General features: G+C 64.7%; 28 protein-coding genes. 10 read left to right on the forward strand and 18 right to left on the reverse strand.

All coding sequences use genetic code 11. From position 1 onward, the window contains the following. Window positions 1–48 precede the first annotated feature (48 nt). The 4 genes from QSV46_RS22165 to QSV46_RS22180 form a co-directional block, all read right to left on the reverse strand. Window positions 49–909, reverse strand: coding sequence for a MaoC family dehydratase (locus QSV46_RS22165; protein WP_314956507.1), 861 nt, complete (start codon window positions 907–909; stop codon window positions 49–51). 149 nt (window positions 910–1058) lie between these two features. After that, window positions 1059–1448, reverse strand: coding sequence for a Zn-ribbon domain-containing OB-fold protein (locus QSV46_RS22170; protein WP_314956510.1), 390 nt, complete (start codon window positions 1446–1448; stop codon window positions 1059–1061). Then, a complete protein-coding gene (locus tag QSV46_RS22175; protein WP_314956513.1) occupies window positions 1448–2605 on the reverse strand; it encodes a thiolase domain-containing protein in 1158 nt (385 codons plus the stop codon). Before QSV46_RS22175 ends, QSV46_RS22170 begins: the two co-directional genes overlap by 1 nt. Before the next feature lie 354 nt (window positions 2606–2959). After that, window positions 2960–6451: an indolepyruvate ferredoxin oxidoreductase family protein gene (locus QSV46_RS22180; RefSeq protein WP_314956516.1), complete on the reverse strand. Its 3492-nt coding sequence runs from the start codon at window positions 6449–6451 to the stop codon at window positions 2960–2962. A gap of 280 nt (window positions 6452–6731) precedes the next feature. Here QSV46_RS22180 and QSV46_RS22185 point away from each other — a divergent pair, with 280 nt between their 5' ends. Next, a complete protein-coding gene (locus QSV46_RS22185) occupies window positions 6732–7943 on the forward strand; it encodes a cytochrome c (protein WP_314956519.1) in 1212 nt (403 codons plus the stop codon). Here the strand turns inward: QSV46_RS22185 and QSV46_RS22190 are convergent, their stop codons facing one another. Further along, window positions 7944–8585: a trimeric intracellular cation channel family protein gene (locus QSV46_RS22190; protein ID WP_314956522.1), complete on the reverse strand. Its 642-nt coding sequence runs from the start codon at window positions 8583–8585 to the stop codon at window positions 7944–7946. It lies immediately after the preceding gene. Between the two features lie 159 nt (window positions 8586–8744). On the opposite strand from QSV46_RS22190, the gene QSV46_RS22195 reads away from it, so the two are divergent. After that, entirely contained in the window at window positions 8745–9140 is a 396-nt protein-coding gene (locus QSV46_RS22195) for a hypothetical protein (RefSeq protein ID WP_314956525.1), read from the forward strand. A 60-nt stretch (window positions 9141–9200) separates the two neighbouring features. Here the strand turns inward: QSV46_RS22195 and QSV46_RS22200 are convergent, their stop codons facing one another. From QSV46_RS22200 to QSV46_RS22210, 3 genes are read right to left on the reverse strand one after another with little or no spacing between them, the layout of a single operon-like run. Further along, window positions 9201–10010 carry an isocitrate lyase/phosphoenolpyruvate mutase family protein gene (locus QSV46_RS22200; protein WP_314956527.1) on the reverse strand — a complete coding sequence of 270 codons (810 nt, stop codon included), beginning with the start codon at window positions 10008–10010 and terminating at the stop codon, window positions 9201–9203. A 42-nt stretch (window positions 10011–10052) separates the two neighbouring features. After that, window positions 10053–10412, reverse strand: a complete 360-nt coding sequence (locus QSV46_RS22205; protein ID WP_314956530.1) for an antibiotic biosynthesis monooxygenase — start codon at window positions 10410–10412, stop codon at window positions 10053–10055. A gap of 24 nt (window positions 10413–10436) precedes the next feature. After that, complete coding sequence (locus QSV46_RS22210; protein ID WP_314956532.1) at window positions 10437–10745, reverse strand: NIPSNAP family protein; 309 nt, start codon at window positions 10743–10745, stop codon at window positions 10437–10439. A 220-nt stretch (window positions 10746–10965) separates the two neighbouring features. Between QSV46_RS22210 and QSV46_RS22215 the strand changes: the two genes are divergently transcribed. The 3 genes from QSV46_RS22215 (at window position 10966) to QSV46_RS22225 (ending at window position 13330) form a co-directional block, all read left to right on the forward strand. After that, complete coding sequence (locus QSV46_RS22215) at window positions 10966–11664, forward strand: winged helix-turn-helix domain-containing protein (RefSeq protein WP_314956535.1); 699 nt, start codon at window positions 10966–10968, stop codon at window positions 11662–11664. Between the two features lie 196 nt (window positions 11665–11860). Next, complete coding sequence (locus QSV46_RS22220; protein WP_314956538.1) at window positions 11861–12868, forward strand: alpha/beta hydrolase; 1008 nt, start codon at window positions 11861–11863, stop codon at window positions 12866–12868. A gap of 210 nt (window positions 12869–13078) precedes the next feature. Continuing rightward, window positions 13079–13330 (forward strand): GCG_CRPN prefix-to-repeats domain-containing protein, encoded by a 252-nt coding sequence (locus tag QSV46_RS22225; RefSeq protein WP_314956540.1) that lies wholly within the window; start codon window positions 13079–13081, stop codon window positions 13328–13330. 140 nt (window positions 13331–13470) lie between these two features. Here the strand turns inward: QSV46_RS22225 and QSV46_RS22230 are convergent, their stop codons facing one another. Together QSV46_RS22230 and QSV46_RS22235 are read right to left on the reverse strand one after the other, a co-directional pair. Next, window positions 13471–13740 carry a twin-arginine translocation signal domain-containing protein gene (locus QSV46_RS22230; protein ID WP_314956543.1) on the reverse strand — a complete coding sequence of 90 codons (270 nt, stop codon included), beginning with the start codon at window positions 13738–13740 and terminating at the stop codon, window positions 13471–13473. 138 nt (window positions 13741–13878) lie between these two features. Further along, on the reverse strand, window positions 13879–14166 hold the full coding sequence (locus QSV46_RS22235) for a hypothetical protein (protein ID WP_314956545.1): 288 nt from the start codon (window positions 14164–14166) through the stop codon (window positions 13879–13881). A gap of 127 nt (window positions 14167–14293) precedes the next feature. Between QSV46_RS22235 and QSV46_RS22240 the strand changes: the two genes are divergently transcribed. Beyond that, window positions 14294–14950 carry a glutathione S-transferase family protein gene (locus tag QSV46_RS22240; RefSeq protein WP_314956548.1) on the forward strand — a complete coding sequence of 219 codons (657 nt, stop codon included), beginning with the start codon at window positions 14294–14296 and terminating at the stop codon, window positions 14948–14950. 73 nt (window positions 14951–15023) lie between these two features. Then, window positions 15024–15176 carry a hypothetical protein gene (locus QSV46_RS22245; RefSeq protein ID WP_314956550.1) on the forward strand — a complete coding sequence of 51 codons (153 nt, stop codon included), beginning with the start codon at window positions 15024–15026 and terminating at the stop codon, window positions 15174–15176. Window positions 15177–15197: 21 nt separating this feature from the next. On the opposite strand, the gene QSV46_RS22250 is transcribed toward QSV46_RS22245, so the two are convergent. Further along, on the reverse strand, window positions 15198–15545 hold the full coding sequence (locus tag QSV46_RS22250) for a hypothetical protein (protein ID WP_314956553.1): 348 nt from the start codon (window positions 15543–15545) through the stop codon (window positions 15198–15200). 119 nt (window positions 15546–15664) lie between these two features. Continuing rightward, window positions 15665–17197 carry an acyl-CoA carboxylase subunit beta gene (locus QSV46_RS22255; RefSeq protein ID WP_314956556.1) on the reverse strand — a complete coding sequence of 511 codons (1533 nt, stop codon included), beginning with the start codon at window positions 17195–17197 and terminating at the stop codon, window positions 15665–15667. Window positions 17198–17346: 149 nt separating this feature from the next. On the opposite strand from QSV46_RS22255, the gene QSV46_RS22260 reads away from it, so the two are divergent. Beyond that, complete coding sequence (locus QSV46_RS22260; RefSeq protein ID WP_314956559.1) at window positions 17347–17751, forward strand: DUF4260 domain-containing protein; 405 nt, start codon at window positions 17347–17349, stop codon at window positions 17749–17751. A gap of 142 nt (window positions 17752–17893) precedes the next feature. Continuing rightward, window positions 17894–18490 (forward strand): hypothetical protein, encoded by a 597-nt coding sequence (locus tag QSV46_RS22265; RefSeq protein ID WP_314956562.1) that lies wholly within the window; start codon window positions 17894–17896, stop codon window positions 18488–18490. Window positions 18491–18545: 55 nt separating this feature from the next. Here the strand turns inward: QSV46_RS22265 and QSV46_RS22270 are convergent, their stop codons facing one another. The 5 genes from QSV46_RS22270 to QSV46_RS22290 all read right to left on the reverse strand — a co-directional run bounded on the left by QSV46_RS22270 (window position 18546) and on the right by QSV46_RS22290 (window position 22500). Continuing rightward, a complete protein-coding gene (locus QSV46_RS22270; protein ID WP_314956565.1) occupies window positions 18546–18704 on the reverse strand; it encodes a hypothetical protein in 159 nt (52 codons plus the stop codon). 124 nt (window positions 18705–18828) lie between these two features. Next, window positions 18829–19647: a penicillin-binding transpeptidase domain-containing protein gene (locus QSV46_RS22275; protein WP_314956568.1), complete on the reverse strand. Its 819-nt coding sequence runs from the start codon at window positions 19645–19647 to the stop codon at window positions 18829–18831. A gap of 146 nt (window positions 19648–19793) precedes the next feature. Beyond that, window positions 19794–20057 (reverse strand): EscU/YscU/HrcU family type III secretion system export apparatus switch protein, encoded by a 264-nt coding sequence (locus QSV46_RS22280; RefSeq protein WP_314956571.1) that lies wholly within the window; start codon window positions 20055–20057, stop codon window positions 19794–19796. Then, window positions 20054–21649, reverse strand: a complete 1596-nt coding sequence (locus QSV46_RS22285; protein ID WP_314956575.1) for a flagellar hook-length control protein FliK — start codon at window positions 21647–21649, stop codon at window positions 20054–20056. The genes QSV46_RS22280 and QSV46_RS22285 overlap by 4 nt, the downstream gene beginning before the upstream one ends. Before the next feature lie 56 nt (window positions 21650–21705). Continuing rightward, window positions 21706–22500 carry an ATP12 family chaperone protein gene (locus QSV46_RS22290; protein ID WP_314956578.1) on the reverse strand — a complete coding sequence of 265 codons (795 nt, stop codon included), beginning with the start codon at window positions 22498–22500 and terminating at the stop codon, window positions 21706–21708. 76 nt (window positions 22501–22576) lie between these two features. On the opposite strand from QSV46_RS22290, the gene QSV46_RS22295 reads away from it, so the two are divergent. Further along, window positions 22577–23023: a hypothetical protein gene (locus tag QSV46_RS22295; RefSeq protein ID WP_314956580.1), complete on the forward strand. Its 447-nt coding sequence runs from the start codon at window positions 22577–22579 to the stop codon at window positions 23021–23023. A gap of 179 nt (window positions 23024–23202) precedes the next feature. Here QSV46_RS22295 and QSV46_RS22300 read toward each other — a convergent pair whose 3' ends face one another. After that, window positions 23203–24420 (reverse strand): RluA family pseudouridine synthase, encoded by a 1218-nt coding sequence (locus QSV46_RS22300; RefSeq protein WP_314956583.1) that lies wholly within the window; start codon window positions 24418–24420, stop codon window positions 23203–23205. Window positions 24421–24445 lie beyond the last annotated feature (25 nt).

Here is a 24445-nt window from a genome sequence, read left to right on the forward strand (position 1 = left end):
CTCTCCCCGCAAGAGCGGGGCGAGGGAGACGACGGCCGTCGCGTGCTGCTAACCCAGCACCGTCTTGCCGTTCTTGATCACAGTGACGCCCCGCGACTTCACCTTGGCTTCGAACGAGACCACGTTGCCGTCCTTCCAGAGGTCCATGGTCACGGTCTCGCCGGGATAGACCGGCGAGGAGAACCGCGCGACGTGCTGGCGGAAGGCACTCGCATCGTAGTCGGCATAGGTCTGCAGCACGCCCCGGCAGGTGATGCCGTAGGTGCACATGCCGTGCAGGATCGGCCGCGGAAAGCCGGCCTTCCTGGCGAATTCGGGATCGCTGTGCAGCGGGTTGCGGTCGCCGCAGAGCCGATAGACCAGCGCCTGGTCCGGACGCGTGACGATGTCGATGGTCTTGTCGGGGCTGCGCGACGGGATCCTGTGTGGATCGGGCTGGGTCAGGTTCGGCCCGCCGAAACCGCCATCGCCGCGCGCAAAGCGCGAGGCGACCAGCGTCGCAAGCTTCTCGCCCTTCTCGTCCCTCAGCACGGTCTGGTGGCTGATGACCACGCCCTTGTCCTTGCCTTTGTCGTAGACCTCGACGACGGAGGAGTCGGCGGTGATGTTGGCCGCGACCGGCAGCGGCTGGTGAAAGGTAATGTCGCGCTCGCCGTCAACCACCATCACGCGGTTGAGGTTCATCTCGCCCGGCCCCGCCCCCCACGCCGCGACGGAGGCAAACGTCGGCACCACCTTGAGCGGTCGCGGCGTCAGCGTGCCCTCGTTGACGAAGGCGAGCTCGTTCTCGTCCATCGGATCGGCGCCGAGGCCGATGCCGTAGGCGTAGAGCATCACCTCGCGGTCGGTGTAGGCATATTTCTGGCCGATGTTTTTCAGACCTTTGAGTTCTTCGTATCTGGCGGACATCTTGTTTGTTTCCTCCCGGTGGTTCTCATCCTCATGGTGAGGAGGCGCTTTCGCGCCGTCTCGAACCACGAGGATGCCCGAAACGCTTTCTTCGTCGTAACCATCCTTTGGGACGCTTGCTTCGCAAGCTCCTCAGGATGAGGACCGTCCTAAGCAGGCGTGAAGAACGGCAGCGGTGCGCCATCCGTCGGCTTGAACACCACCTTCACCTTCTGGCCGATCTTCAGCTTCTCGAGATCGCAATCGACGAAATTGGTCTGCAGCGACGGGCCTTCCTTCAGCGTGACGTAGCCGATCGCGTAGGGCCCGGTCGGCGACTTCCGCATCAGGCTCCAGGTGTAGATCGTGGCCTCGCCCGAAGCCTCTTCCCACACCGTCTTGTCGGAGTAGCAGAACGGGCAGATCGAACGCGGAAAGTAATGCGCCTCACCGCAGGCGGTGCAGCGCTTGATCATGAACTTGCCCTCTTTCGCTGCGTCCCAGAACGCGGCGGTCTCGGGGTTGGTCACCGGGGCCGGGTATTTCTTGGCTTCACTCATCACACGCGCTCCAGAATCGCCGTCGAGGCGGCGTGGCGAACACCCAGAAGGCCACCGGTGCCATGGGCGATGGCGAGATCGCAGTTCTTGACCTGCACCTTCGGATGCGCTTCGCCGCGCAGCTGCCGCACGGCCTCGAGGATCTTGGTCATGCCGCCACGGTTGACGGGGTGGTTGCTGCACAGGCCGCCGCCGTCGGTGTTGAACGGCAGCTTGCCGACGCCCGAGATCAGATTACCGTCGGCGACGAATTTTCCGCCCTCGCCTTTCTTGCAGAAGCCGAGGTCCTCGAGCTGCATCAGCACGGTGATGGTGAAGCTGTCGTAGATCGAAGCGTATTTGATATCCTTCGGCGTGATGCCGGCTTCTTCGAAGGCGCGCGGGCCGGACCAGATGCCGGCGGAGTAAGTGAGGTCGAGATCCTTGCCGCCGCGCGGGCCCTTCATGGCTTCGCCATGGCCGATCAGCTTGACCAGCGGCTTCTTCAGGCTCTTGGCAATCTCCGGTGTGGTCACGATCAGCGCGCCGCCACCGTCGGAGACGACGCAGCAATCCATGCGGTGCAAGGGATCGGAGATCATCGGCGAGTTCAGGACGTCCTCGACAGTGACGACGTCCTTGAGCATCGCATGCGGATTGTATTGCGCATGGTGAGAGGCCGCCACCTTGATCCAGGCGAGCTGCTCGCTCGTGGTGCCATAGTCGTGCATGTGGCGCATGGCACACATGCCATAGGCATTGTGCGTGGTCGCGCCGTAAGCGGTCTCGAAATCGGCCTCCGCGCCGGCTGCCCGCGGCGGCATCGCGCCGGTGCGCGGCTTGCCGGCGAGCGTGATCAGCGCGATCGAGCATTTGCCGGCGGCGATCGCCTCAGCCGCATGGCCGAGATGGATGATGTAGGAGCAGCCGCCGGTCTCGGTGGAATCGACGTGGCGGAGTTTCTTGGTGTTGAGGCCGAGATAATCGACCATCGGCCAAGCGCCGCCGGGCGCATCGCCCGCGCAGAAATAGCCGTCGACATCGTCCTTGCTGATCCCGGCGTCCTCGATCGCGCCCTTGGCGACCTCGGCGTGGAGCTGGGCGGTGGATTTGTCCGGCGCATGCCGGGTCGGGTGTTCGTAGATCCCGGCGATGTAGGCTTTGCCCTTGATGGTCAAATAAAGTCTCCGCTCGCGCTTCTTGTTGCTCCGTTTTTCTGAACCGCGGTGGCGTGATTGGCAAGCGCGGAAATATTCCGTCGGGCGAGAGGGCGGCGGGTTGGGGCAAGTGGGGCTCCCAAAGACGGGGGCGACAGCAAAAATCCTAAAGGTGTTTTGCCCGACGACACAAACGATTTCGTTTTACCGAAACAACCAGATTCATCGAAAACAACCCCATGCACAGTAGAACGGAGGTTGATTTCAAACAGGAATTCGTAAGGTGGGCAAAGCGAAGCGTGCCCACCTTCCTACGATCTCGGGAAGGCGGTGGGCACGGCGCTTTACGCCTTTGCCCACCTCACGAGACCACCGCTACTCCGCCGCGATCTGCCGCGGCGCAGGCGGCGGGTTCGCCAGGTCGGCGGCGAGTTGGGCGTAACGGGCCTTGGCGTCGGCGACAGCCTTCTCTTTCACCGGGCCGTAGCCGCGGATGCGGTCGGGCAGCGAGAGCAGTTCGACCGCGGTGTCGATCGTGAGCGGCGACAACAGGCCGAGCACGGTGGCGACGTCCTTTTCGTAGCCGGCGATCAGATCGCGCTCGAGCTTGCGATCGGCACTGCGGCCGAAGATGTCGAAGGGGGTGCCGCGCAGGAACTTGAACTTCGCCAGCACGCCGAACACCCCGAGCATCCACGGGCCGAAGGCGCGCTTCTTCGGGCGGCCGAGCGCATCGACGCCGGATGACAAAATCGGCGGCGCCAGATTGAAGCTGAACTTGAAATCGCCCTCGAACTGGTCGCGGAGCTGTTTTTCGAAGGCGCCGTCGGTGAAGAGCCGCGCGACCTCGTATTCGTCCTTGTAGGCCAGCAGCTTTGCGTAATTGATCGCGACCGCGCGCGGCAGTGCATCGTCATAGCCGCCCTTCAGAGCGGCATCGCGGACTTGATCCACCAGCTTGCGATAGCGCCTGGCGAGACGACCGTTCTGATAGGCGGTCAGGTGCCTGGTGCGATGCTCGATGACCTCGTCCAGCGTCATTGCGTCCAGTGCCTTCGGCGCGACAACTTCGTCCGTTCCCTTCAGCATGCCAGCAAGACGTGCGGGATCGGCGACCGCGAGGCGGCCGAGCCGGAAAGCTTCCTTGTTCATCTTGATCGAGACGCCGTTGACCTCGATCGCCTGCTCGATCGCTTCCGCAGACAGCGGCAAGAGCCCCTTCTGATAGGCGTAGCCCATCATCATCATGTTGGTGGCGATGCTGTCGCCGAGCAGCTGCTCGGCCGGCTTTGTGAAATCGAAGAACACGGAGTCCTTGTGCAGCGCCGTCTCCAGCAGCCCGTTTAGCTTGCGGGTCTGGAAGTTGAAATCGCGGTTGAGCACGAAGTCCGCGGTTGGAATGACGTGACTGTTGATGATGCCGCGGGTGCGGCTGGTGTCGCAGAGCGAGATCGTATCCTTGGCAACCGCCACCACCTCGTCGGCGGCGAGCACGACATCGGCCGTGCCGGTGACGATGCGCGAGCAGGTCACCTCCGCCGGATGGTCCGACAGGCGGACATGGCTGAGCACCGCGCCGCCTTTTTGCGCAAGGCCGGACATGTCGAGGATCATCGAGGCCTTGCCCTCGATATGCGCGGCCATGCCGAGCAGCGCGCCGATGGTCAGAACACCGGTGCCGCCGACGCCGCCGACGGCGATGTTGTAGGGCTTGTCCAGATTGGGGCGCGACGCCGGCTCGGCAATCGCGCCGATATCAGAGAGATCGGCCGGGGCGCGGTGGCGCGGCTTGCCACCGTCGACGGTGACGAAGGACGGGCAAAAACCCTTCACGCAGGAATAGTCCTTGTTGCAGGACGACTGGTTGATGGCGCGCTTGCGGCCGAACTCGGTCTCCAGCGGCTCGACCGAGATGCAGTTCGACTGCACCGAACAGTCGCCGCAGCCCTCGCAAACGGCCGGGTTGATCATGACGCGGCGCGCCGGATCTTCCATCAGGCCGCGCTTGCGGCGGCGGCGCTTCTCGGCGGCGCAGGTCTGCACGAACACGATCGCCGAGGTGCCCTTGTGTTCGCGGCACATCTTCATGACGTTGTCGAGCTCGTCGCGATGATACTTCTTCACGCCGGGCGCGATTGTGCTGGCCGGATAGGCGTCGGGGGTCTCCGAGACCAGGTATATCTCGCGGATGCCTTCGGCGTGGAGCTGGAAGGTGATCTGCTGCGGCGAGAGATCGCCGTCATGGCGCTGGCCGCCCGTCATGGCGACGGCGTCGTTGTAGAGTATCTTGTAGGTGATGTTGGTCTTGGAGGCGACCGCCTGGCGGATCGCCAGCAGGCCGGAATGGAAATACGTGCCGTCGCCGAGATTGGCGAAGATGTGGTTCTCGTTGGTGAAGGGCGCGATGCCGACCCAGGGCACTCCCTCGCCGCCCATATGGGTGAACGTCTCGGTCGAGCGGTCCATCCACAGCGCCATGAAGTGACAGCCGATGCCGGCCATGGCGCGGCTGCCTTCGGGGACTTTCGTCGAGGTGTTGTGGGGGCAGCCGGAACAGAAATACGGGGTGCGGGAGACCGGCGCGACCGCCTGCATCTGGGTCGCCTGACGGCCGTTGAACCAGTCGGCCTTGGCGCGGAGCATCTCCGCGATCTCGGGGTTGAGATCAAGTCGAAGCAGGCGTTCGGTCAGCGAGGTCGCGAGCGAGGCGACGCTGAGCTCGGCGGAGAACGTCAGGAATCGCTTGTCGTGCTCGTCCATCTTGCCGACGATGCGCGGGCGGACGTCGTCGCGCCAGTTGAACAACTCCTGCTTGACCTGGTTCTCGACGATCTCGCGCCGTTCCTCGATGATGAAGATCTCTTCGAGGCCGACCGCGAATTGTCGCACGCCTTCCGGCTCCAGCGGCCAGGGCATGCCGATCTTGTAAAGCCGAAGCCCGATCTTGGCGGCGACCTGCTCGGTGATGCCGAGCTCGCGCAGCGCCTGCCGGAGGTCCTCATAGCTCTTGCCTGAGGCCATGATGCCGAAACGGGCGTTCGGCGAATCCATGGTGACGCGGTTGACCTTGTTGGCGCGCGCAAAGGCGATCGCGGCAAAGCCCTTGTAGTCCTGGAGGCGGCGGTCCTGCTCGAAACGATCGTCCGGCCAGCGCAGATTGAGGCCGCCGGGCGGCAGCTCGAAATCGGGGGGGATGATGAACGGCTTCATCTCGTCGGTGAGGTCGATCTCGGCGGTGGTTTCCACCGTCTCCGTGATCACCTTCATGCCGACCCAGCAGCCCGAGTAGCGCGACATCGCGATGCCGAGCAGACCCATCTCGATCATCTCGTGGATGCTGGATGGATAAAGATACGGCATCAGCGCCGACATGAAGGCGTGGTCGGACTGATGCGGGACGGTGGAGGATTTTGCGCCGTGGTCGTCGCCGGCAAGGCACAGCACGCCGCCGTTCTTGGCCGAGCCTGCGGCATTGCCGTGGCGGAAAACGTCGCCGCAGCGGTCGACGCCGGGCCCTTTGCCGTACCAGATGCCGACCACGCCATCGTATTTGGCGCCGGGCGAGAGGTTGAGCTGCTGCGAACCCCAGACCGCGGTCGCCGCCAGATCCTCGTTCACGCCGGGCTGAAATTTGATGTTGTACTGCTCGAGATGTTTTCGCGCGGCGAAGAGCTGCTGGTCGTAGCCGCCGAGCGGCGAACCGCGATAGCCGGAGATGAAGCCCGCGGTGTTGAGGCCATTGGCGCGATCACGCCGGATCTGGGCCATCGGCAACCGGACCAGGGCTTGGATGCCCGTGGTGAAGACGTGTCCGGTTTCCTGGGTGTATTTCTGATCGAGACTGATCGGACCCTGGTTGATGCCCATTCTGTCCTCTTCCGCCCTTTTTGGCGCCTGGCCACTTAAGCCGTTGCCTGCCCGTCGTTTTTAGCTAGGGCGCGCCGACCATCTTCGCCACTCTATGTCGGATATTTCACGCTCCGCATCACAAATCTGCCGCTTGGCCGGCGCCGGGTAAAAATCGCAATTTAGTGCCCGGAAGGTGCCCGGCCATTTTCAATTTGTGTCACCATACCCCGGCCGTCGCGAAATGAATTGACGCTCCCATTATCCGGGACGACTTCGATTGGTCGCAGGAGAGCATTCGATGCGGACGATTCTGGCTGGTCTTGCGTTGTGCAGTGCAGTTGGAAGCGCAGCCCTCGCTGCTGAGCCGTCGCCGGAGCTGATCGCCTACGGCAAGACGCTGGTCGAGGCCGGCGACTGCGCTGGCTGCCATACCGCCGACCCGGCAAAGCCGTTCGCCGGCGGAAAGCGCATCGACACGCCGTTCGGCGCGATCTATGCGCCGAACCTGACGCCGGATCGCGACACCGGGATCGGCGCCTGGACCGACGCCGATTTCACCCGCGCGGTGCGCACCGGCATCGCCCCTGACGGGTCGAACTATTATCCGGCCTTCCCCTACCCTTACTTCACGCGGATGACGAAGGACGACACGCTGGCAATCCGGGCCTATCTCGGAACGCTGACGCCTGTGGTGAACCGCAACAAGCCGCCGGAGCTGCGCTGGCCGTTCGGCTATCGCGGCCTGATACGGGTCTGGAACAGCATGTATTTCAAGCCTGGCCTGTTCGAGCCGGACCAGAGCCAGAGCGCTGCGTGGAACAGGGGTGGCTATCTCGTTACCGGGCTCGGCCATTGCGGCGCCTGCCACACGCCGAAGAACTATTTTGGCGCAGACAAGCAAGCGCAGGCGCTATCGGGCAATGAGGTCGGCGACTGGTACGCGCCAAGGCTCGATGGTGCCACCCGCACCGGGCTGAAATCGTGGAGCGTCGAGGATATCACCGAATATCTTCAGAGCGGCCGCAACGCCAAAAGCCATGCCGGCGGCTTGATGGCGGAAGTGGTCGTGAACTCGACCTCGAAGATGAGCGATGCAGACGTGCGCGCGATCGCGGTCTATTTGAAGAGCCTGCCGCCGGCACGGCGCGAGACGATCGTGACGCCGCTTGACGGTACCGAGATGAAGGGGGGCCAAGCCGTCTACGCGAAGTTCTGCATCGCCTGCCATGAGGCCGACGGCTCGGGCGCACCGCGGATCTATCCGCCGCTGCCGGGCAACGCGCTGCTGCAATCGGTCAATCCGTCCTCGACCCTGCGCATCATCCTCGACGGCGCCCACACCGTGACGACACCGCGCGCGCCGAACACCGGCGAGATGCCGCCCTATGCCAGGCAATTGTCCGACGGGGAGATCGCGGCGGTGACCAACTACATCCGCAATTCCTGGGGCAACGCCGCGCCGCTGGTGACGCCGGCGCAGGTGGCCAAGGCGCGGAAGCAGGAGCCGTAGCTACTTCTCCTCGCCCGTGAACACGAATTTCGGCATCTCCCATTTGTAGCGCACCGCCAGCAGGCGGAAGCCGAGGCCGAGCACGAAGGTCAAGATCGTCCAGAGCTCGGCGTTGAGATTGAGGCCGAAGGCGGTGGCGTAGAACAGCCCAGTCACCACCGAGACGCTGGCGTAGAGCTCTGAGCGGAACAGGAGCGGCACGTCGTTGCAGAGCACGTCGCGCAATACGCCGCCGGCGCATCCCGTCACCATGCCCGAGACGATCACGATCGGCAGCGAGGCATCCATCTGCCAGGCGACGTTGCAGCCGATCATGGTGAAGACGACGAGACCGATGGCGTCCAGCACGATGAAGGCGACGTGCAGCCGATGCACGAGTCGCGCGATCAGGATCGTCAGCAGTGCCGCGCCGCCCGGCAGCGCGAGATAGACCGGATTTGCGACCCAGACCAGCGGATAGTGACCGAGGAACAGATCACGCAGCGTGCCGCCGCCAAGCGCGGTGATGCAGGCGAGAAGACAGACGCCAACATAGTCCATGCTGCGCCGCCCAGCGGCCAACGCTGCCGTCATGCCCTCCGCCGTGAGGGCGACGAACGCCAGCAAATGCAACACACTGTCAGTTGGCGGCAGGCTCCACATCGATTGATCCCTCGGTGGCCACGGAACTTGCGGCCAGTTCCCGGGTGGACGGTTCCCGATTCCCGGCACGAGGGCAACATGCGACGAAAGCAGTGGGAGCGCGGAACCGAATCTCGCACCTGAGGTTGTCTCGCCGTCATAACCCGAGGAGACCAATCGATGGCCGACGACCGTTTTACGAACGATCCGTATCGCCCGAACCTCGCCGACGATGAGTATCTTCGCGCGGCACGCCGGGATGCCGACCTGCAGCCGGATCCCGAGCTTGGCGAAGGCCCCGCCTCCAGCGGCAAGGTCGCGCTGTTTGCGGTAGCGGTCGCCCTGGTGCTGGGCGCCGTGTTCTACGGCTTGAACAATACGACCACCGGCAACAACCAGGCGAGCAATCCGCCGACATCGCAGACCGCGCAGCAGGCGCCCTCTGCCAATCCGGCCGCGCCTCCCGGCATGCGCGACGTGACGCCGCGCGGCAACACCGGAGCGGGCGTGACCACAGGTGCGGCGCCAAGCAAGGCGGCACCGGATACGCAGACGCCGTCTGACGGCTCGAAGTAACGATTTGCAGCAACATGCGACGGCGGCGGGACCTCACATCCCGCCGCTGTTGGTTTGGCTCTAGCTGAACATCTTGTTGAGCTCGCCGCCGGGATAGCCGCCCGCGAGCTCTACGAAGGTGCCCTTCTCCGCCATTTCCTTTGCCGCGCGCATGAAGCCGCCCCAGGCGGCGCGGGCGAGCGAGCCGCCGACGCTGATGCGGCGCACGCCGAGGTCTTCGGCTTCCTGCCGCGACAGGCCGGAGCCGCCGATCAGCAGGTTGAACGGCTTTGGATGCACCGCCTGCACCACAGCCGTGATGTCCTCGCGGGTCTTCAGGCCCGGCGCGTAGAGGCAGTCGGCGCCGGCGTCCGCATACGCGGTGAGCCGGTCGATGACGAGCTTGAGATCGGTCACGCCCCACAGGTAAGCCTCGCAGCGGCCGACCAACAGCGTGTTGCTGTCGCCGATCGCCTTGCGCGAGGCCTTGATGCGCTCGACCGCGAGCGCGCGGTCGTAGAGAGGCTTGTCCTTGTCGCCTGTGGAATCCTCAATCGAGAGGCCTGCGACGCCGGTGCGCACACCGCGCTCGACATTGTCAGCAACCTTGTCCGGCTCGACTGCAAAGCCGCCTTCGAAGTCCGCGTTCACCGGGATGTCCACCGACGAGCTCAATGCTGCCAGATGCTGACAGACGTCCTCGACGGTGACGTGGTTGTCGGCCTTGCCGATGGTCCAGGCAAAGCCCGCGCTCGATGATGCGATCGCCTTGAAGCCGAGATGCTGCAAGGCTTTCGCGCCGCCGATGTCGACCGGATTGGGCAGGATGAAGCAGCCGCTCTCGTGCAGCTTCCTAAACGTCGCGCGCTTGTCCGCGGTTGTCACGTGCATGTTTCTCTCCCTTGTTGGCCGCGCAGAGATAGGCACGCGATCTCAAGCGCGCCAGTCCGAATCGTGCACCGCGCGGCTGTCCTTTGGCGCCTCGTCGCGATCATTCATGCCATAGTCGCGGACGACGCTGGCGATGCGCAGATGATAGTCGGCAAAGATCTGCGCCCTGCCCTTGGCTTGGGTACGCCGGTGCTCCACCGTGTTGCGCCAGGCCTGCACGGCGGCCTCATCCCGCCAGAACGACACCGACAGGATCTTGCCCTTCTCGCTCAGGCTCTCGAAGCGCTCGACCGAGACGAAGCCGTCGATGGTTTGCAGGATCGGCTTCAGATCGGCCGCGAGGTCAAAATAGGTTTGGCGGTGTTCCGGCTTGGGCCAGACCTCGAAGATCACGGCGATCATGGGCGTCTCCTTTTCGTGGGTGGCTTACAATACCACCTTGCGCAAAAAGGTGCGCTCTTCTGCCAGGATGAATTTGTGCTCCTCGGCGAAGTGGAAGTTGGCCATGCTCTCCGAATCCTGACGCAGCCGGGCGCGATAGGCCTCGTAGGCGGCGAGGCTCTCGAAGGTGATCAGCCCGAAGGCGATATTGTTGGTGCCTTCGTGCGGCATGAAATAGCCGATCAGGTCGCCGCCGCATTTCGGGATGATGGTGAGCCAGCGCTTCGAGTATTCCTCGAACTGCGCGCGCTTGAAGGGATCGAGCTGGTAGCGGATGAAGACGGTGACGGACATGATGGGCTCCTGTGTTTGTCCCCTCATCCTGAGGAGCGCGGAACGCGCGTCTCGAAGGATGCAAGGCCCGGCTCTCGGCCTCGCCCTTCGAGGCGCGCGCAAGAGCGCGCTCCTCAGGGTGGGATCTGGCTTCCGGATTTGCTTCGCCGTTCGTTCGCAACGACGATGTAGCAGCACGCTACGCCTTGCCCGACCACAATGCTTCGGCTACCATCGAAGCATGAAATCAGGACCCGACATCGCCATGGTCGCCGCTCTGGTTGGCGATCCCGCCCGCGCCAACATGCTCACGGCGCTGATGAACGGCCGCGCGCTCACCGCGAGCGAGCTGGCACAGGAAGCCGGCATCACGCCGCAGACCGCAAGCTCGCATCTGTCGAAGCTCGAGGCCGGCGGTTTGGTCGAGCCGGAGAAACAGGGTCGCCACCGCTACTATCGCCTCACCGACGACGACGTCGCCGGTGTGCTCGAAGGTCTTGCCGGCCTTGCCGCGCGCACCGGCCACATGCGCGTGCGCACCGGGCCGAAGGATCCGGCGCTGCGACGCGCGCGGATCTGTTACGACCATCTCGCCGGCGATCTCGGCGTGCAGATGCTCGACAGCCTGCGCACGCGAAACCTGATCAGGCAGAAGAAGCAGGACATCGAGCTGACGGCCGAGGGCGCGCGCTTCCTCGCCAAACATCTGCAGATCTCGCTCGAGATGCTCACCCATCCGCGCCGCCCGGTGTGCAAGGCCTGCCTCGACTGGAGCGAGCGGCGCCACCATCTCGCCGGCACGCTGGGGGCCGCCATGATGCAGCGCTTCAACGAGCTGAAATGGGCGGCGCGCGACCCCACTCCGGGCAGCCGCGTGGTGAACTTCACCCGCACCGGCGAGAAGCAGTTTGCCGTGCTGTTCGGCGACGGTCGGGACTAAACACAAGCGCGTGTAAGCGTCTCTTCTCGTCATGGCCGGGCTTGACCCGGCCATCCACGTCTTTAGTGCAGTTTGCGCGACACCACGTGGATGTCCGGGCCTTCGCCTCGCCGAAGCGGCTTCGGCCGCGCAGGCGGGTCAAGCCGGGCATGACGGAGAATGTCTCTCCTAGCGCCAACATGACTCAGAGCCTTCAATGATCCGCCTCCTCCCGGCCGTGCTTTGCACCGCTCTTCTCGCCGCTCCTCTTACATCCCGCGCCGCCGACACGGCCCCGCGCGAGCCCTACGGCATCGCGCTCGAAGGCTTTGCCTATCCCTATCCCGTGCACCTGCTGCCCGTCGTCAACGACGGCGAGCAGCTCGGCATGGCCTATATGGATGTCGCTCCTGCGCAGCCGAATGGACGCACCGTCGTGCTGCTGCATGGGCGCAATTTCCCCTCGAGCTACTGGGCGCCGGTCATCAAGATGCTGAGCGAGGCCGGTTATCGCGTCGTGGTGCCGGACCAGATCGGATTCGGCAAATCCTCCAAGCCGCAAGGCGAGCTGCATTTCGACAACCTGGCGCGTAACACCATCGCGTTGCTCGATCATCTCAAGATCGACAAGGCGGAGATCGTCGCCCATTCGCTCGGCGGCATGCTGGGGGTCCGCATCGCCCGCGCCTATCCGGATCGCGTCGCTCATCTCGTGCTGACCGCGCCGATCGGGCTCGAGGATTACCGTCTCTACGTGCCGCCGGTGCCGACCGAGAAGATCATCGAGAGCGAGGACAAGCTCACGGCGGAGGGCTATCGCAAGCAGCTCCAGACCAATTACGCGATCAAGCTGCCGGGCGAGGCGATCACGCCGTTCATCGACGCCCGCTTCAACATCAAGGGCAGCCCGGATTATCCGCGCTGGCTGCGCGCCTTCGTCAGCTCCGGCCAGATGATCTATCGCGAGCCGGTCGCACACGAGATCCCCCTGATCACCGAACCGACGTTGTTCGTGATGGGCGCCGACGATCACAACGCGCCGGGCCGTCCGAACGCGCCGGAAGCGCTCCGCGCCAAGATGGGCCAGAACGCCGAGCTCGCGAAGGCGCTCGCCGCGAAGATGCCGAATGCTCGGGCCGAGGTGATCGCCGACACCGGCCATCTCGTCTTCCTCGAGGCGCCGGAGAAGTACCGGGAGCTGGTGCTGGGCTTTCTCGGCCGCTAGCGACGCCGGCGCGTCGCCTCAAGCAGGATGCGAGCAACGTTCATGCCGCATTCAGGTCATGATTGGCAGATTTGGATCGCGACGTATCGGCACGTGTCTTCCCCAGATTTAACGTGTCGAATCGTGTCTTTTGATTCATTGTGCGCCGCGAGGCGCGGCCCCAAGAGTCTAACCCCAACAGTCTGTCCCAAGGACGAGAAGGAAGATCAAATGAAATACCTGTTTGCCGCCGTCATGCTCGCCAGCGCGGTCGTCGGTTTCAGCGAGGCGGCCAGCGCCGCCGGCGGCTGCGGCCCCGGCTGGTACCGCGGCGCTTACGGCAATTGCCGTCCGATGCGCGGTGCGGTCGTCGTGCGCCCGCGTCCGATCGTGGTCGCGCCGGCCCCTGTCGTCGTCGTGCCCCGCGCGCGCGTCTGCCCCTATGGTTTCCGCTGGTACGCCGGCCGCTGCCGTCCGTTCTGATCTCGTCTTTTCGCATTGCGAAATGGCCGCGCAGCGTTGGCTGGCGCGGCCATTTTCTTTTTGCGCGTCTGATACCGGGGCCGAGAATCAAAACGGGGACAGCAATCGCGGTCCCCGTTCGTGTCTGGCTTGCGCGAAGCTTACCAGTGGCGGCGATGCCAGCGCCGGCGGCGCCAGCCCCAATGGCGGCGATGCCAGCGACCACGGCCGTGCCAGTGCACCTCCTCGGGCTTGAGCTGCGCGGCCTCCTCGCGGCTGGTGACGGCGGGATGCGCGTCGGGATTGCCTTGCGGCATGCGGGGATCACCGAGCGGCTGCGGCGCCAACGGCGCGGCTTGTGCCGCGGTCGTGAACGCGGCGGCGCCCGCCGCGACACCGATTGCGAGTTTCAGAAAATTGCGGCGTTCCATGACATGTCCCTCTGGCTATCGAGCAAGTGATGCAAAGGAAGTGTCGCGGTCGCGACATGAACCAAAGCTGAATCGCGCATTCAGGTTTATTGAAAGCGGCATGGAGGGGTGCTTACTTCGCGAATTCCTGGCCAGCACCTACAGCTCGCGCGTGCGCGTCACCTCGGGCCAGTCGCGGTTGAAATCGGCGACGAGCTTTTTCAGCGCCTCGCCCTTCAGCATGGCGTGCAGCGCAACTTCGCTCTCCAATTGATACATCGCCTGATGCAGCGAGGGATCGTCCAGGCTCCAGAACCGCCAGGCCTTGGCGACGCCGAACGCCTTCACCGCGTCCGGCGTGTGCTCGGTCTCGTACCATCTGTCGAAGGCGGCGCGCTTGCTGGCATCGGTGACGATGGCACGAACGACGAAGTAAGCGGCGGGCATTTTGGTTTCCTCCTGTTGTTTGGCGTCAGACTAACCGCTTGCGGCACCGACGACAAAATAGTCGGCAGCGGTGTCGGAACGCGCGCCCTTCATCCGTCCTACGCTCAAGACAGCACGGAGACGAGCCATGGCCGAACTCACCTTGACGACCTTCGATTGGGTTCCCGAAATGCCGCGCGGTTTCGTGCGCGATCTTCGCGTACGATGGGCGCTGGAAGAGGCAGCGCTCCCCTATCGCGTCGCGAGCGTGCCGTTCGGCGACCGCGGGCCTACGCATTTCGCGCACCAGCCGTTCGGCCAGGTGCCGTGGCTGACCGATGGCGACCTCTCGATCTTCGAGAGCGGCGCGATCCTGCTGCATCTCGGCGGCCACAGCGCAAAGCTCATGCCCGCCGATCCGCGCGGCCGCAACGAAGCCACGGAATGGCTGTTCGCCGCGCTCAATTCGGTGGAGATGGCGAGCCTGCCCTGGACCATGTCGAAGTTCATGGGTCATCCGAGCGATACGGCGGCGTGGAAATTCGTGGACGACTTCCTCAAGCTCCGCCTCAAGCACATGGAGGCGGTACTGGCCAACCGCGAATGGCTGGCAGGCACGTTCTCTGTCGCCGACATCCTGATGTCGGACGTGCTGCGCGTCGTCGATAGCTTCGACGGGTTGACGGACAGTCCTGCCTGCCGCGCCTACGTCGCCCGCGCTACCGCCCGCCCCGCCTTCGCCAAGGCCCACGCGGACCAGATGGCGCATTTCGCTGCGGCGGATGCGGGGCGCGCTGGAGCGTGACGTGCCTCACATAATTAATCCGGTGTTAGCGATAGGTTTCCCGCCAGCAAATAACCCCTGCGGAAGGTGACACATGGCCCGCATCGCATATCTCAGAGAGCAGCTTGCCCGCGCCGAACGGCTGGCAAAGGCGATCCTCGACCGGCACACCGTGGAGCAGCTTCAGGCGTTCGCAGCCGAATGCCGCGAGGAGTTGCAGATCCTGACGCGCAGGGCTGCGGCGTGACGTTGGCCGACAAGCGGCGCGTCACACCAACTTCATCGGCGCATCCGCGACCACGCGAAGATCGATGCGACTGATCAGTTGAGACCGAAGCGCTTCCGCATCACCAATCGCGCTTTCGGTTTGCTGCAACGTGCTGATGTTCGAACCGAGGGACACGATCCCACCCAGCACCAAGGCGATCGATCCCAGTGCCGCGGTCAGACCTGCGCCGAACAGACCGAGGATCATGATCAACAGCAGCGCGCCGCCGCCGCCGATAGCGATCTTGGACGCGAGGATGTACTTTCGGCAGCGCTCGGCGATCTCGGCGAGCCGCTCGATTCGCGCTTCGATATCGGAAATCTCGTCGGTCGGATCGTTTTCGGTCATTCGAGTCTAGATCGAAGGTGAAAAGTCAGAGACGGAACCGGCAGCCCGCATGAGCGACGCGGCATGCGGGCCCAAAGGCAAGACCCCGGATATCGCCGCGCTCATCGGGCTACACGTCCTCACAACGGCAAATTGTCGTGCTTCTTGGCCGGCGTCTCGACCTTCTTGTCCTTCAGCATCGACAGCGCCCGCGCGATGCGCTTCCGCGTCGAGTGCGGCATGATGACGTCGTCGATGTAGCCGCGCTCGGCGGCGATGAACGGCGACAGGAAGCGGTCTTCGTATTCCTTGGTGCGGGCAGCGATCTTGTCGGGGTCCCCGATGTCTGCGCGGAAGATGATCTCGACCGCGCCCTTGGCGCCCATCACCGCGATCTGCGCGGTCGGCCAGGCGTAGTTCATGTCGGCACCGATCTCTTTGGAGGCCATGACGTCGAAGGCGCCACCATAGGCCTTGCGGGTGATGATGGTGACCAGCGGCACGGTGCACTGCGAATAGGCGAACAGCAGTTTTGCGCCGTGCTTGATCAGGCCGCCATATTCCTGCGCGGTGCCGGGCAGGAAGCCCGGCACGTCGACGAAGGTGACGATCGGGATGTTGAAGGCATCACAGAAGCGGACGAAGCGCGCGGCCTTGCGGGAGGCATCAGAGTCGAGCACGCCGGCCAGCACCATCGGCTGGTTGGCGACGAAGCCGACGGTGCGGCCGGCGATGCGGCCGAAGCCGGTGACGATGTTCTTGGCGAAGGCATCCGCGATCTCAAAGAAGTCGCCCTCGTCCACGACCTTGAGGATCAGCTCCTTCATGTCGTAGGGCTTGTTCGGATTGTCGGGGATCAGCGTGTCGAGCGACATGTCGACCCGGCCGATGTCGTCGAAGCTCGGCCATTCCGGCACGCCGTCGGTGTTGTTGGACGGCAGGAAGTCGATCAGGCGGCGCATCTGCAGCAGCGTCTCGACGTCGTTCTCGAAGGCGCCGTCGGCGATCGAGGAGCGCGTGGCGTGCACGCTAGCGCCGCCGAGCTCCTCGGCGGTGACGACCTCGTTGGTGACGGTCTTCACCACGTCCGGGCCGGTGACGAACATGTAGCTGGTGTTCTTCACCATGAAGATAAAGTCGGTCATCGCCGGCGAATAGACGTCGCCGCCGGCGCAGGGGCCCATGATGACGGAGATCTGCGGAATCACGCCCGAGGCGAGCACGTTGCGGCGGAACACATAGGAATAGCCGGCGAGTGCGGCAACGCCCTCTTGGATGCGCGCGCCGCCCGCATCATAGAGGCCGATGATGGGCGCCCGCGCCTTCATCGCCATGTCCTGGAGTTTTGTGATCTTCAGCGCGTGGGTCTCGGACAGCGAGCCGCCGAACACCGTGAAGTCTTTGGCAAAGACAAACGTCTTGCGGCCGTTGACCGTGCCCCAGCCGGTGACGACGCCGTCCCCGGGGATCTTGTTCTTCTCCATGCCGAATTCAGTCGAGCGGTGCTCGACGAACATGTCGAACTCCTCGAACGATCCCTTGTCGAGCAAGAGCTCGATGCGCTCGCGCGCGGTCAGCTTGCCGCGGGCATGCTGCGCCTCGATGCGCTTCTCCCCGCCGCCGAGCTTCGCTCCGGCGCGACGATCTTCAAGGGCGTCCAGGATGTTCTTCATTTGCTCCCGCCAGTTCTTAGCCTAAATGCGATTGCCGGGGGTTCTAACACGGCATTTTGCGGGCCGGGAAGCGGCTTTCGGCGCCGCAGGGCTGCCTTGCCGCAGCGCCAAAGCGCAAGGAATTACAAAGTTTTGCCTAGGAGGCAACGATGGACCAAGGAACGGCCGAGACCGGTGCGGCAACCGGCGGCGTCAACATCCTGCTGCGCCTGGAGGGCCTGACCCTGTTCGCAGGGATGGTGATGCTCTACGCGGCCTGGGACGGCTCTTGGGCAGTGTTCGCCCTGCTCTTCTTCGTGCCCGACCTGAGCTTTTTAGCTTATCTCTCAGACGTGCGCTTCGGGGCGATGATCTACAATGCGGCCCACAGCTACATGGCCCCGGTGGCGCTGCTGACGCTCGGTTTCGGCTTCGCCTCGCCCCTCACCTTGTCGATCGCCTTGATCTGGCTCGCTCATATCGGCCTTGACCGGGCGCTGGGCTATGGCCTGAAATATTCGGCCGGGTTCGGCTTCACGCATCTGGGCCGGATCGGGCGGCAGAAGGACGCCTGACGGAGCCGCAAATTTGGCGACTCGGCCCGGTTGACCCGGCCTGCCGATTCAGGCTTGCTCGGAGTTCATCGATCAGGCGCCGAATGTTGCGTGAGCCCAGTCGGTACGGCGGCGGTCATTATGCCCTGGCTCAAGCATCACCATGTCCGCGACGGTCGTCCCCCTGCCGCCGAACTCATCGTCTGAAACCACTGATTTCCTGCGGCGCATGGCCAGCATGGTGTCGGGGCGGAACGGCGAGATGCTGTTGCGTGCAGCAAGCCTGATCGAGTCGCTGAGCCAGCGGGCCATGACGGCCGAGCGGCTCTATCACCAGACGCAGGAAGAGAGCACGCGGCATGTCGAGCTGCGCGAGACGGCCGAACTTGCCTCCGATGCCATGGTCAGCCAGATCGAAGCGCTGCGGGCCCAGCTTGCCGAGGTGACCGCGGCGGCGGCCGCCGAGCGCGCGGCGTTCGATGCCGAGCGCAACAAGCTGCTCGGCCTGATGCAGCATGCGGAAAGCCATATCGGCAAGCTCACCGCCGAGCTCGACAACTTGCGCGCCTCCGTCGACAGTTTCAACGAGACCGTGGTCTCGGTGCCGATCGAGGTGCTGCGGCTGGCGCGCACCCAGTTCGATTTCCTCTCCGAAGGCTTTGCCCGCAAGGGCGACGTGATCTCGCAGGCGATGAGCGAGATCGGCGGCTTCGCGATCGACCAGGCGCTGACGGTGAAGAAGACCGCCGACAAGGCCTGAGGCGGCAAGGTCGTCATCCCCGGGCTTGTCCCGGGGATCCACGTTCTTTGCACTGTCAGAGAAGGTCGTGGATGGCCGGGACAAGCCCGGCCATGACGCTGGAGCCGATCGCCGCGCGCCGAATTGACACGCGGGTCCGTTGTTTTGTGGCGGCAAGCCAGCCGCCGGCAGCGGCCAACGTGAGCGATGACAGCCAGAGTGGCGTTGCGTTCATTATGTCCTCCCGACCTTTTCTTTTGCTTGGTCGGAAGATGCTAGCAGGTCCGCACGCGGCTGCGCACATTCCTTTTGCGCATGATCTATTCGGAAAACCGCTCCACACTTTTCCGGATCATGCGCTAGATCGCGCCGATCTCGGCAAGGCAGGCTTGCGTCAGCGGCATGCGCTCGCCGACGAGGCGCGGCTCTTTGCAATCCATGTTGAGCGCAAACACCGTGTGCGCCTCGCCCTTCTCGGCCCAGCCCACCATCCAGCCGAGCGACGGCTCGCCGCGCTCGGCGCCCAAAAGGCCGGACTTGGCGCGAATGACGCTGTCGCCGACCTTCGTCACCGGCAGGATGTCGGCGACGAGATCCTGGCTGCGCTTGCCGATCGGCAGCGCGCGGCGGCGCAGGCGGTCGACGAAATCGATCTGCTCGACCGGATCAATGCGCAAATTCCCGGTGAGCCAGAACTGGTCGATGCCGCCGCCGATGTCGCGATTGCCGTAGTCGAACAGGTCGACGTATTTCTGCATGCGCTCATGGCCGATGCGCCGCGCGATCTCCTGATAGACCGGCACCGCACTGACCGCGATCGCGCTGCGCAGCGTGTGATCCTTATTCCAGGCCTCGATTCCGCGCTTCACGCCGTCCCAGGGAAACACGTCCTTATCGGGGTCGGCGACGACGCCGGTCTCCAGCGCGATCAGCGAGTTCGGAATCTTGAAGGTCGAGGCCGGCAGCTTGCCCTCGCCCGACCGTTCCTTGTCGCTCGCGACGATCAGATAATCCTCGACCTTATAGCCGACGAAGGTGCCTGAGGTGCCGAGATCACTGAAGCGTTTTGCCAGGCTGTCGCGGATCTCGCTGCGCGGCGGCGCGACATGGGCGAGCGCGCGCGAGGGCAGGATCGCGGTAGCGGCGAGAAGGCCGAGGGTGGAGCGGCGGGTCAGCACGGGCGGTATCCGTTGAGCAATGAAAGCGGCACGAGCATGCAGCCGCTACGTGGTGAAACGATGACAGGTTATATCTTGAGCATGATCTCTTCGGAAAACCGCTGCACACTTTGCGCTAACGCGGCCCTTCGGGTCCGGATCATGCTCTAGCGCCCCCGGCCCGACAGCCGCAGCACGAACACCAGCACTTCGGCGACCGCCTTGTAGAGGTCGGGCGGGATCTCCTCGCCGAGCTCGACCTTGGAGAGCGCGCCGGCCAGAATCTCGTTCTCCTCGATCGGGATGTCGTTGGCCTTGGCGATCTCGACGATCTTTTCGCCGATCGTGCCCTTGCCCTTGGCGACGACAACGGGCGCATTGGTGCCCCGCTCGTAGTGCAGCGCAATCGCGAGTTTGGAGGGATCGCTCATGTGGCGCGATCCAGGAAATGGCCGGCGCGGGCCGGCGCCGGCTGCGGCGGCGTGCCGTCGCGCACGATGATGTCGCCGGGCTTGAGCTCGGCGCGTGTCAGGGCCTGGTTGAGCTCGCCGATTCCGGCGCGGAGCTGCTGCGCGGTCACCGGCCGCTCGGCCCACATCCGCACGAAAGTCTTGTCGCCATTGAGCGTGATCAGCGCGTGCACGGGGCCGGCCGGCTCGACATTGAGCGTGAAGCGCGCGCGCCAGGCCCGCTTGGCGGGATCGGCGGATTCGTTGCCGCCGTCGCGCGAGATCTCGAATTGCGCCATCGCGGTGCCCTGCGGGGTCGCAAAGGGAATCTCGAAATTCCACTGCGGCACAGCCGGATCAGTGCGGTGCCCGCCGGCGCCGCCGCGATCGGGAAGCGAGGCGACCTGCAGCAGCGTCTGCCGTGCGATCGCGGCATCAGTGTCGTCGAGCAGGCGATGCACCGTTGCGGAGAGCGGTGTATCAGGCGCGAGCGATGGCGAGGCGATGGCCTGCGGCGCTGGCAATGCGCCGCGGAACGGCGGTGGCGTCGCGCGCGTGGCTGCCTCGAAGATGTGGCCGTCGGGTACGGCCTTGTTCGAGCCCGGCAAATTGCCGGTCAGGCGCGGCAGGTTTTGCATGACCTCTTGCAGGAGGCTTGCGGCAAGGCCCGCAGACATCGTACGCGGCAGCACGGCTTGCGGAGCGCCGCCGGCGATGTCGGCCAGCACGGCGGCCGCGAGAGTGGCGTTGCGCGGTAGTTGCGGCGATTGAGGGATCTCGGATTCCGCTGACGGCAATGCAGCCTGCACTGGCGCGGCAGCGGCCTGCGGTGTCCCCGTGGTGGCAGTCGGAGGCGCAGCAGCTTGCGCCTGTGGCGAGGTCTCGAGCGTGGCCAATGTCTGCCGCAGCACCAGCAACGCCGCTTTCAAATCCGGCATGGTGCCCGAGGGCGGCGCCGCGCCTGTGGCAAGCGAAGCCTCGAGGAACAGACCCGACTTCTGGAAGGCGGATTCGATATCGCCGCCATCGAGCCCGGCGTTGAGCGGTGTCTGCTGCGCAAGCACGTCCAGCACCGCCTGCTTCAGCCCCGCCGGCAGATCGCTGCCGGTGACGACGGAGGCGAGATTGGCGAACAACGGCGCCTGGCTGCCCTGTTTTGTGACCGCTTCGGCCGAAGCCACGGTCACGGCAACCTGTTCCGAAGGCGTCAGAGTATTGCGTGCCGTGCCCGCGGTCGGCGCGAGTGACGGGCTCTCCACCAATGAGGCGGCAGCCGGCGTCAACGTGATCTGATCGGCCGTTGTCCCGCCTGCCCCGTTCATGACGGCGAGCCGGATGGTGCCGTCGTTCTGCGATACGGCGAGTTGGAGATTTTGCCCAGGTGTCAGCGACACCTCCGACATCACGTCCATCGAGAGGTTGGCGATCGCGATGCGCACCAGATTGTCGGCCATCACACTGACGACCCTGGCGTCCACGACGCTGCCGGGCTGGAGCACAAGATCGGGCGTCGCCGCATCAACTACAGAGCTGGCGGCACTGACCGGAACGATCGAGCTTATCGGCGTCGGCATCTCGGGGGCCCAGGGAACGCTGGCCTCACCCTAAGGCCGTCCTCGTAAACCTCTCGTTAAGGACCTTTGGCCGCCAGCGGCTTCACAGTCGCCAAAACCGTCACCGCGGCCTGAAAATCCTTCAGGCGGGCGGCGCGGCGGCTGGCTGCCTCCTCGTCCACGCCCCATTGGTCGGCGTTCCAGTCCTCGTCGACATGGGCAGCGGCCCAGACCTGATCGGCATCGCGCGCGCCATAGGCCAGCGCCAGCGCCAACAGCGCCGAGCCGGTCAGGGTCGTGACCACATGAAGGGCGGCGATCGGCCAGGCATCGCCGGGCAGCGCGGCGCGGACGGCCTGAACCGCCTCGTCCGGCTGCTTCACATGCATGACGCCTTCGGACAGGATGAAGTGCGCCCCCAGCGTCTCCGCAGCCCAGAACAGCACGGGGTCCCAATGCGCGGCCTCGCGGGCGACCAGCCCTTCCGGGTGGCCGGCGCGATAGAACAGCAGGTCGGACTCGAAATACTTCGCAAGATCCTGGGCCACGAGCTCGACACAGTCGACGACGCCCTCGACCACGCTGTTGGCGATCCGCGTCAGCGGCATGGTGACGGGATCGATCGTCTCGCGCTGGGCCGCCCATTCGGCGGCCACCGCATCGGCCAGCGCGCGTGAGGGGATGACCACCTGGCGCTTGGACGGCGTGCGGATCGGCTTGCCGTCAAGCGTGATGGCGAAGCCGCCCTCGGCCTCGGCGACAGCGGCTTCCTTGTAAAAGCGCTTGCGCTGTGGCGTGCGTGCGGCCTGACGGATAGCCGCTTGCGGATCGCGCGGGGCCTGCCCCGCGGCTTCATCGAACAATTCGCGCATCTTGAGTTTTCGGTCTCCGCCGCTGAATGCTAGGCTTTTAAGCCAAGACCGGTGGCCGATAAAGCGGGCGGCAGGCATGAGGGAACTTGCGGGCATTGTGGCCATGTTCGCCGGGCTTTGGCTAGCCTCGGCGGAGGCCGGCTTTCGCACCCCGGAATCGCTGGTCCGCAACGTCTATGCCTATTACGGCGAGGGCGCGCCGGAGCTGTCAAAAGGCCTGCCGCGGAATGCCGCGACCGCCCGGCAATTCTTCGATCTCGCCCTGCGCAAGGCCTGGAGCACGCCGAGGGTCGAGCCGTATGATTTCCTGGTGCAGAGCCCGAGCTGGAAGCTCGGCCCCGTCACGATCGCGGTCGTCCGCAGGCAATACGACAAGACCTATGTCGCCGCGAATTTCGATAATCGCGGCCGCCCGGTGGCGCTGAATTTCGTGCTGGTCAGCGGGCCCGAGGGCTGGCTGATCACGGATGTCGAGAGCCCGCATGACTCCTTGCGGATGTTTATGGAGCAGTTTCGGAACTGAGCGTTCTGGTTGTCGATCGCCACCACATTCACAGCTGTCATGCCCCGCGCAGGCGGGGCATCCAGTACGCCGCGGCTTCTCGGCTCAATCACTGCTGTCTCTGGAATACTGGATCGCCCGCCTTCGCGGGCGATGACACCTGAAATGAGGCAGGCATCACCTATCCCCATTCAGTCCAATTACTCTTCCGGCGCGTTCTCGATCGGATCAAACCGGCTTGCGTCCAGCCCGAGCAAATTCCACGACTGCTGCATGTGCTGGGGCAGCGGCGCGGTGGCATCGATGAAGCCGCCGCGCGGGTGCGGAATCACGATGCGGCGTGCCAGAAGGTGCAGCCGGTTTTGCAGGCCGCCCGGGAGCTGCCAGTTCTCGATGTTGAAATATTTGGGATCGCCGACGATGGGATGGCCGATGTGCTCCATGTGCGCGCGCAGCTGGTGGGTGCGGCCCGTCACCGGCTTCAGCGACACCCAGGTCAGCTTGTTGCCGGCGGTCTCGACCACCGCATAGTACGTCACCGCGTGGCTGGCACCCTCGTCGCCATGCTGGGCAATGCGCATGATGGTATCGTCCTCGCTCTCCTCCTTGGCGAGAAAAGTCGAGATGCGGCCCTGCTTCGGCTTCGGCAGGCCCGGCACCAGCGCCCAATAGGTTTTACGCGCCGACCGCGAGCGGAACGCGCTGGTCAGATGCGAGGCCGCGAAGCGCGTCTTCGCGATCAGCAGACAGCCTGACGTCTCCCTGTCGATGCGGTGCACGAGGCGCGGCTTCTGGCCCTTGGAATCACGCATCACCTCCAGCATCTGGTCGATGTGCCGCGTCATGCCCGAGCCGCCCTGCACCGCAAGGCCGGCGGGCTTGTTCAGCACGAGGACGTCGTCGTCCTCGTAGATCGTCATCTCCTTGAGCGCCTTGAGCGTCTTCTGCGCGGCCTCCGAGAGCTCGCTGGCGGCCTTCGGCGTATCGAGCTTGAGCGGCGGAATGCGAACGCTCTGGCCCTCCTCGAGCCGGTCCTTGCTGTCGACGCGCTTGCCGTCGACGCGAAGCTCGCCCTTACGCACGACGCGCTGGATGTGGGAGAACGACAGGCCGGGAAAGCGCGCTTCGAGGAAGCGATCGACGCGCATGTTGTTCTCGTCGGCCGTCACCTTGACGGTCTGCACCTTGGTCGGCAGCAGCGCCTCGACCGGCTTTGCAGCGGCAGGCGCTTCCGGCACGGCAGCCTTGGGCGCGCGCCGCTCGGTGCGTTCGGCCACAAAGCGCGGCGGCTTCGCACCCGGCTTGGCCCCGGGACGCGGGCCCGCCTTCTTGGCGCTACGCGCCTTGAACGGGCGCGCTTCATCGCGCTCGTCACGCGAACGGGGCTTTGGGTTCATTCTCTTGATGCGGCGGCTCATGATGCCTGCCTAGCTCAAAAGTGCC

The organism is Bradyrhizobium cosmicum (genome assembly GCF_032290525.1).
GTDB classification, from domain to species: domain Bacteria; phylum Pseudomonadota; class Alphaproteobacteria; order Rhizobiales; family Xanthobacteraceae; genus Bradyrhizobium; species Bradyrhizobium cosmicum_A.

Coding starts and splice junctions, on each gene's coding strand:
- QSV46_RS22240 (WP_314956548.1), top strand. CDS start 14,294: ATGGCCGAACTCACCTTGACGACCTTCGATTGGGTTCCCGAAATGCCG.
- QSV46_RS22250 (WP_314956553.1), bottom strand. CDS start 15,545: ATGACCGAAAACGATCCGACCGACGAGATTTCCGATATCGAAGCGCGA.
- QSV46_RS22205 (WP_314956530.1), bottom strand. CDS start 10,412: ATGATCGCCGTGATCTTCGAGGTCTGGCCCAAGCCGGAACACCGCCAA.
- QSV46_RS22255 (WP_314956556.1), bottom strand. CDS start 17,197: ATGAAGAACATCCTGGACGCCCTTGAAGATCGTCGCGCCGGAGCGAAG.
- QSV46_RS22180 (WP_314956516.1), bottom strand. CDS start 6,451: ATGGGCATCAACCAGGGTCCGATCAGTCTCGATCAGAAATACACCCAG.
- QSV46_RS22235 (WP_314956545.1), bottom strand. CDS start 14,166: ATGCCCGCCGCTTACTTCGTCGTTCGTGCCATCGTCACCGATGCCAGC.
- QSV46_RS22270 (WP_314956565.1), bottom strand. CDS start 18,704: ATGAACGCAACGCCACTCTGGCTGTCATCGCTCACGTTGGCCGCTGCC.
- QSV46_RS22165 (WP_314956507.1), bottom strand. CDS start 909: ATGTCCGCCAGATACGAAGAACTCAAAGGTCTGAAAAACATCGGCCAG.
- QSV46_RS22295 (WP_314956580.1), top strand. CDS start 22,577: ATGAGGGAACTTGCGGGCATTGTGGCCATGTTCGCCGGGCTTTGGCTA.
- QSV46_RS22280 (WP_314956571.1), bottom strand. CDS start 20,057: ATGAGCGATCCCTCCAAACTCGCGATTGCGCTGCACTACGAGCGGGGC.
- QSV46_RS22260 (WP_314956559.1), top strand. CDS start 17,347: ATGGACCAAGGAACGGCCGAGACCGGTGCGGCAACCGGCGGCGTCAAC.
- QSV46_RS22170 (WP_314956510.1), bottom strand. CDS start 1,448: ATGAGTGAAGCCAAGAAATACCCGGCCCCGGTGACCAACCCCGAGACC.
- QSV46_RS22220 (WP_314956538.1), top strand. CDS start 11,861: ATGATCCGCCTCCTCCCGGCCGTGCTTTGCACCGCTCTTCTCGCCGCT.
- QSV46_RS22195 (WP_314956525.1), top strand. CDS start 8,745: ATGGCCGACGACCGTTTTACGAACGATCCGTATCGCCCGAACCTCGCC.
- QSV46_RS22265 (WP_314956562.1), top strand. CDS start 17,894: ATGTCCGCGACGGTCGTCCCCCTGCCGCCGAACTCATCGTCTGAAACC.
- QSV46_RS22185 (WP_314956519.1), top strand. CDS start 6,732: ATGCGGACGATTCTGGCTGGTCTTGCGTTGTGCAGTGCAGTTGGAAGC.
- QSV46_RS22200 (WP_314956527.1), bottom strand. CDS start 10,010: ATGCACGTGACAACCGCGGACAAGCGCGCGACGTTTAGGAAGCTGCAC.
- QSV46_RS22215 (WP_314956535.1), top strand. CDS start 10,966: ATGAAATCAGGACCCGACATCGCCATGGTCGCCGCTCTGGTTGGCGAT.
- QSV46_RS22190 (WP_314956522.1), bottom strand. CDS start 8,585: ATGTGGAGCCTGCCGCCAACTGACAGTGTGTTGCATTTGCTGGCGTTC.
- QSV46_RS22290 (WP_314956578.1), bottom strand. CDS start 22,500: ATGCGCGAATTGTTCGATGAAGCCGCGGGGCAGGCCCCGCGCGATCCG.
- QSV46_RS22300 (WP_314956583.1), bottom strand. CDS start 24,420: ATGAGCCGCCGCATCAAGAGAATGAACCCAAAGCCCCGTTCGCGTGAC.
- QSV46_RS22225 (WP_314956540.1), top strand. CDS start 13,079: ATGAAATACCTGTTTGCCGCCGTCATGCTCGCCAGCGCGGTCGTCGGT.
- QSV46_RS22285 (WP_314956575.1), bottom strand. CDS start 21,649: ATGCCGACGCCGATAAGCTCGATCGTTCCGGTCAGTGCCGCCAGCTCT.
- QSV46_RS22230 (WP_314956543.1), bottom strand. CDS start 13,740: ATGGAACGCCGCAATTTTCTGAAACTCGCAATCGGTGTCGCGGCGGGC.
- QSV46_RS22210 (WP_314956532.1), bottom strand. CDS start 10,745: ATGTCCGTCACCGTCTTCATCCGCTACCAGCTCGATCCCTTCAAGCGC.
- QSV46_RS22245 (WP_314956550.1), top strand. CDS start 15,024: ATGGCCCGCATCGCATATCTCAGAGAGCAGCTTGCCCGCGCCGAACGG.